Here is a 6011-nt window from a genome sequence, read left to right on the forward strand (position 1 = left end):
GCTATATACGGGGCGGAGTGGTGGCTGATTGTCTCTTTGGCAGTGATGCTTGAGCAGCCACAATGGGTCTCGGTTATTGCCGCGAGTTTACTCAGCCTGCCTGTCCTGTGGCTGGCCCATCAATATTGTGACGATCATGCTGGGTCTGGGTGTGGGCTCTAAGCTGGAAGCAGACAAATTCCTGCAGTTCGAGACCCTGGGGATCCTGGTGCTGGGTGCGGTGGCATTCAGTGTCGGTACCGGTGGTGGTGTCCTGATGGCCAAGCTGCTTAACCGCTTCAGCAAGGAAGACATCAACCCACTCATTGGTGCGGCGGGTGTATCTGCTGTACCGATGGCGGCACGGGTTGTTAACAAGGTTGGTCTCGAGGCTAACCCACATAACTTCCTGCTGATGCACGCCATGGGCCCTAATGTGGCCGGGGTACTGGGTTCGGCAGTTGCGGCCGGTATCCTGTAGGCTCTGGTTGGCTAACAGCATATCGATCAGGCAAGATGCCGGTGAGATGCTTGGATTCCAGATAACCTTGCTGGCTTGAAACAAATTGAAACGGGTAGCAATATGCTACCCGTTTTTTTATGGTGGCAATTAGGTATATGCTCTTACAAGAATGATCACATACCGGTATTGAGCGGTATAAATCAGATAAAAAAGGAAAAGGGAATGAACGCTTGTCAGCAACTCGCAATAACCCAGTTTGGTCAGCCTTCGGTATTGGCGATGCAAACTACCGAAATACCTGTACCGTCTGATAGCCAGGTGTTGGTTAGGGTCGCCTATGCCGGTGTGAACCCGATAGATGCCAAAACCCGTGCCGGGCTGGGGTGGGCTGCTCAGCAGAACAAAGATAACCTGCCCTGGGTGCCGGGCTATGACATTGCAGGCAAGGTGGTGAAGGTAGGTGCGAACGTACAGGATTTCGCTGTTGGAGAGAGTGTGGCGGGGTTTGTCGGTTTTCCCCTTGCCGGTGGTGGCTACAGTGAATATGTGGCTGTCGAGGCCGATACGCTGAGCCAAGTTGCGAAAGCCGTTCCTCTGGCGAATGCAGCAGCGTTGCCCTTGGCCGGTCAGACGGCATGGCAGGCGCTCGATAAGGGACAGGTAGGCGAAAATGATCGGGTATTGATCTTGGCCGGTGCCGGTGGCGTCGGTCATATTGCGATTCAGCTGGCGGTTGCCCGAGGAGCCAATGTGATGGCCAGTTGTTCTGCGGCCAATATGGCGTTTGTCAGCGGGCTGGGAGCGACGGCGGTGGATTATCACCAGGCGCCGTTGGCCGAGCAGATAGAGCCGGTCGATGTACTGATAGATTTGATGGGCGGTGATATCGGTATTACGGCATTAGACTGCGTGAAAGCCGGAGGACGAGTGGTGACCATTCCGACGATAACCGCGGATGCCGTGTGTGGGCAGGCACAGCAGCAAGGTTTAGAGGCCGAAGGTATGCTGGTGTCGCCGTCTGTCGAGCAGAATAATGCGATGATGGCCATGCTGGAGGCCGGGCAGCTTCAGCTGAATATTGCCGCGCAATATCCGCTGTCCGACGGAGCGAAGGCTCATAGCGATATAGAAGCGGGTCATACCCGAGGTAAGATAGTACTGGCTGTGGGTAGTAGCGAGTAAAACCTGCAGAGTGACTTTCTCAAAAGGTAGAATGAAATCTGCCTGATTATTAATAAGTTGTTTCAATGCTAGAGTTATTGAATGGTGAATCGGCACTTTGGGTGCTGTTCACCACTGGTTTTTTGAGTGCCACCCTGCTTCCCGGCGGCTCGGAAGCGAGCCTTATTGCGACCCTCAAGCTCGGTGATAATGCGGTATGGCTTGTCGTAGCGGTGGCGACGTTGGGCAATACCCTGGGGGGAATGACGAACTACTGGCTAGGAAGATTACTGCCAGATAAAACTTCTGACGAAAAACATGGTCATAAAGCCCTGCAATGGCTGAAAAAATATGGCTACTGGTCATTATTTTTCAGCTGGTTACCCGTTATCGGGGATCCTTTGTGTTTGGCGGCAGGCTGGTTGCGTATGCGCCATTGGTTGAGTTTTCTGATCGTCATGATCGGAAAGGCTATACGCTATGCGGTACTGGCTCTGATCGTACAAGGCTTATTATAAGGAATGCTTACGTGCAAAAGTGGATTCTAGGTGTTGCGCTATTTTCTCTTGCTGGGTGTGGAGCCCAGTTGGCGCAGAGAGACGCGGCTCCCGAGTTGCCTGAAGGGGTAACGCTGATTGAACAGGTGACAGGCGGACAGCCAAACGAGCCTGTTATTCCCTATACCAAATATACCCTCGACAATGGGCTGACAGTGCTGTTGCACGAAGACAAGTCCGATCCGCTGGTTCATGTAGACATGACCTACCATGTCGGGTCGGCGCGTGAAGAGTTGGGCAAGTCCGGTTTCGCCCATTTCTTTGAACACATGATGTTCCAGGGCTCCGAGCATGTCGGCGATCAAGAGCATTTCCGCTTGATCACCGAGGCGGGGGGAACCCTTAATGGCACCACCAACCGCGACCGGACCAATTATTTCCAGACGGTACCTGCCAACCAGCTGGAAAAAATGCTCTGGCTGGAGTCGGACCGGATGGGATTCCTGCTTGGGGCTGTCTCGCAGCGTAAGTTTGAAATCCAGCGCTCGACGGTCAAAAACGAGCGTGCCCAGCGATATGAGAACCGGCCATACGGTTTGGTTTATGAGCGAATGGGAGAAGCGCTGTTCCCACGCACCCATCCTTACTCCTGGCAGACTATCGGTTATATCGAGGATCTAGACCGGGTCGATGTTAACGATCTAAAGGCATTCTTCCTGCGCTGGTACGGGCCGAACAACGCCACGCTGACCATTGGCGGTGATATTGATGTCGAACAGACCCTGGCCTGGGTAAACAAGTATTTCGGCTCGATCCCGCGTGGGCCCGAAGTCGAGAAACCGGCTAAGCAGCCGGTAACGATTGATGCTGATCGCTACCTGACGCTGGAAGACAGGATCCAGCAGCCAATGCTGCTGATGGCATGGCCAACGTCCTATAACGGTGCCGAGGACGAAGCCTCGCTGGATATGCTGGCGCGGGTTATTGGTGGCGGCAAGAACAGCCTGCTGTATCAAAACCTGGTCAAGACCGGCGAGGTGGTCGATGCCGGTGCCTTTCATGACTGTGCCGAGCTGGCCTGTACCATGTATGTCTACGCCATGGGACAGAGCGGCAACCAAGGTAACCTGAAAGATTTGCGCCAGAAAGTCACCACAGTACTGGACGGGCTGGAGCAGCGCGGTATCAACAGCAAAGAGCTTAATGAGCTCAAGGGAATGGTCGAGGCCAACGCGATCTTTGGTCTGCAGAGTGTCCGCGGCAAAGTTTCTCAACTGGCGGCCTACCAGACCTTCTTTGATAACCCGAATTACCTGAGTGTTGAATTGGGCAATCTCCGGGCGGTGACGACCACCAGTATGGAGCAGGCCTACATGCGCTATATCAACGGTAATCCAAGCGTCACCCTGAGCGTTGTTCCGAGAGGCAAAACGGCGATTCAGGCTGCCAAGCCCAACTATACGCCGCCACCTCGGATAATTGGCGAGCACCAGAAAGTGGCAGATAACGAGTTGCTGCTCAGGGAGCCGGTTGACGACTTCGACCGTTCGGTAATGCCGCAACCCTCTTCGCCGGTTGAGTCTGTGATGCCCGAGCTGTACCAGTTTGAGCTGGCGAACGGGATCAAGGTGCTGGGGACCAAATACCGTGAAACGCCGACCGTCGAACTGCAAATGGTGATCCCTGCCGGGCGACGTTTTGAGCCTGCCGGGAAAACCGGTCTGGCGCAGCTTACGGCGTCGATGATGGGCGAGGCAAGCACCAAATCCTCAGCCGAGGAGCTGTCATCACGGCTGGATAGCCTCGGCAGTACGGTGAGCTTCAGTGCCGGCTTGTATGGCACGGTTGTGTCTGTTACCTCACTGGAGAAGAACCTGCCTCAGACGCTGGCCATCATGGAGGAGCGCCTGTTCAGCCCGGCCTTTGATCCGGTCGATTTTGAGCGCATTAAACAGCAGGCCCTTGAAGGTGTTGTCTACGAGCACCAGCGTCCATCGTGGCTGGCCGGTCAGGCTACCCGCGAGGTGCTGTTCCGTGGTACCAGCTTTAGCCTGCCGCCGGAAGGGACCAAGGCGTCACTGGAAGCGATTTCTCTGGATGATGTCAAAGCCTTCTATCGTCGTTACTACACCCCGAACGGTGCCGATATTGTCGTGGTGGGTGATATCAATGCCGAGCAACTGACCTCGCAGCTCGGTTTCCTGGCTGACTGGCAGGGTATGCCGGAGCCGACCTATACATCGCAGGTGCTACCGAAGTTACCTCAGCAGACGTTGTGGATGGTCGACAAGCCGGGAGCGCCACAGACCGTGATCCGCCTGGTGCGTCAGGGACTACCGTTTGATGCAACCGGAGAACTGTTTGAAACTCAGCTGGCGAACTTCAACCTTGCCGGTAATTTCAATAGCCGTATCAACCTCAATTTACGTGAGGACAAGGGCTACACTTATGGGGCTGGTGGCTACCAGAGTGGCGGCAAGGAAGTCGGATTGTCTGTCTACTATGCCCAGGTTCGCGCCGATGCCAGTCTGGCCTCGCTCAAGGAGTTTCTGGCCGAGCTGGAGAAAATGAGCTCGGAGGGCGTGACGGATGAGGAATTGGCCTTTATGCGTTTGGCAGTCGGACAGAAAGATGCCCTGAACTATGAAACGCCGGGTAAGAAGGCCCAGCTGTTGGGACAGATCCTGACCTATTCACTGCCGGAGAACTTTGTTGAGACCCGTAACGATATTGTTGCCAGTATCAGCAAGTCGCGGCTCAACGAGCTGGCGGCGACCTGGTTCAATCCAGATGATTATCAAATTATCGTAGTTGGTGATGCCAAGTCGCTGACGCCGCAATTTGAAGCGCTGGGGATCCCGATTAAGTCGCTGGAGCCGCAGAAATAGTGGTGATAGTGGCCTTAGCCTGAAGAAAGCCAGCACGACAAGTGCTGGCTTTTTACTGCTTTTATGTAACAAAGAGCAGAGTGCGGATGGGCAGGATTGTTTCTGGCCTGTAAAACTGTTTCGCACTAATAATCGTGGTAATCGTAAAAAATAATGATTACTCTAGCTCACTTATTAAGTTAATGATTGAGAATGGCCTTGATGGATTTTTCACAAAGGTTGCAGCAGATTTCAGCAAATCCTGATGCACTGACTCAGATAGGGCGTGGCTTGGAACGAGAAGCGCTACGTATTACACCGCAAGGAGGCCTGTCTGCACAGCCGCACCCTGCCGGACTGGGTTCGGCATTAACCAACAAATGGGTTACGACAGACTTTGCCGAGTCGTTGTTGGAGTTTATAACGCCGGTGTCGCATGATGTTGACAGCCTGTTGACGCAACTTAGTGATATTCATCAGTTCACCTACAGCCAACTGGATCAGGAAAGCCTCTGGCCGATGTCGATGCCGTGTTTTGTCGGCAAGGAAGACGATATCACCCTGGCGCAATACGGTAGCTCTAATAGCGGCCGGATGAAGACGCTGTATCGTGAGGGGCTGAAGCACCGTTACGGCAGTGTGATGCAGGTGATCTCCGGGGTCCATTTTAACTTTTCGTTCCCGGATGAATTTTGGCAGCAGCTGTTTGGCGATCAGGCCGAACAGGAGCGCCGCGACTCCGTGTCAGATGCCTATTTCGGCCTGATCCGCAACTACTACCGCTTTGGTTGGTTGATCCCGTACCTGTTCGGTGCTTCTCCGGCGTTGTGCGGCTCGTTCCTCAACAAGAGCGCTTCTGAACTGAATTTTGAACAGGTCGGCTGCGGAACGTATTTCTTGCCTAATGCAACAGCACTGCGTTTGAGTGATCTTGGTTATACCAACCATGAACAAAGCTCGTTGAAGATTGGCTTCAACAGTCTTGACCAGTACCTGGAAGGGCTGCAGAGAGCAATTCGTACCCCGTCCGAGGAATTTGCCAGC

General features: G+C 54.0%; 4 protein-coding genes and 1 pseudogene. All 5 read left to right on the plus strand.

The window, feature by feature from the left end; all coding sequences use genetic code 11:
• Positions 1–118: 118 nt before the first annotated feature.
• Positions 119–460: pseudogene (locus tag MHN01_RS13750) on the plus strand (sodium ion-translocating decarboxylase subunit beta); the annotation flags it as partial.
• 204 nt (positions 461–664) lie between these two features.
• Positions 665–1624 (plus strand): NADP-dependent oxidoreductase, encoded by a 960-nt coding sequence (locus MHN01_RS13755; RefSeq protein WP_239411866.1) that lies wholly within the window; start codon positions 665–667, stop codon positions 1622–1624.
• Positions 1625–1689: 65 nt separating this feature from the next.
• Entirely contained in the window at positions 1690–2121 is a 432-nt protein-coding gene (locus MHN01_RS13760) for a YqaA family protein (RefSeq protein WP_239411867.1), read from the plus strand.
• Between the two features lie 11 nt (positions 2122–2132).
• The gene (locus MHN01_RS13765) at positions 2133–4988 is read left to right on the plus strand and encodes a pitrilysin family protein (protein ID WP_239411868.1); all 2856 of its coding nucleotides are present in this window, start codon (positions 2133–2135) and stop codon (positions 4986–4988) included.
• Positions 4989–5189: 201 nt separating this feature from the next.
• The coding region (gshA, locus tag MHN01_RS13770) for a glutamate--cysteine ligase (protein WP_239411869.1) at positions 5190–6011 on the plus strand (822 nt) is incomplete at its 3' end.

The organism is Photobacterium sp. OFAV2-7 (genome assembly GCF_022347985.1).
In the GTDB taxonomy this organism is placed as follows: domain Bacteria; phylum Pseudomonadota; class Gammaproteobacteria; order Enterobacterales; family Vibrionaceae; genus Photobacterium.

Bases quoted from the DNA above. Each gene is read 5' to 3' on its own strand.
- MHN01_RS13760 (WP_239411867.1), top strand. From the start codon at position 1,690: ATGCTAGAGTTATTGAATGGTGAATCGGCACTTTGGGTGCTGTTCACC.
- MHN01_RS13755 (WP_239411866.1), top strand. From the start codon at position 665: ATGAACGCTTGTCAGCAACTCGCAATAACCCAGTTTGGTCAGCCTTCG.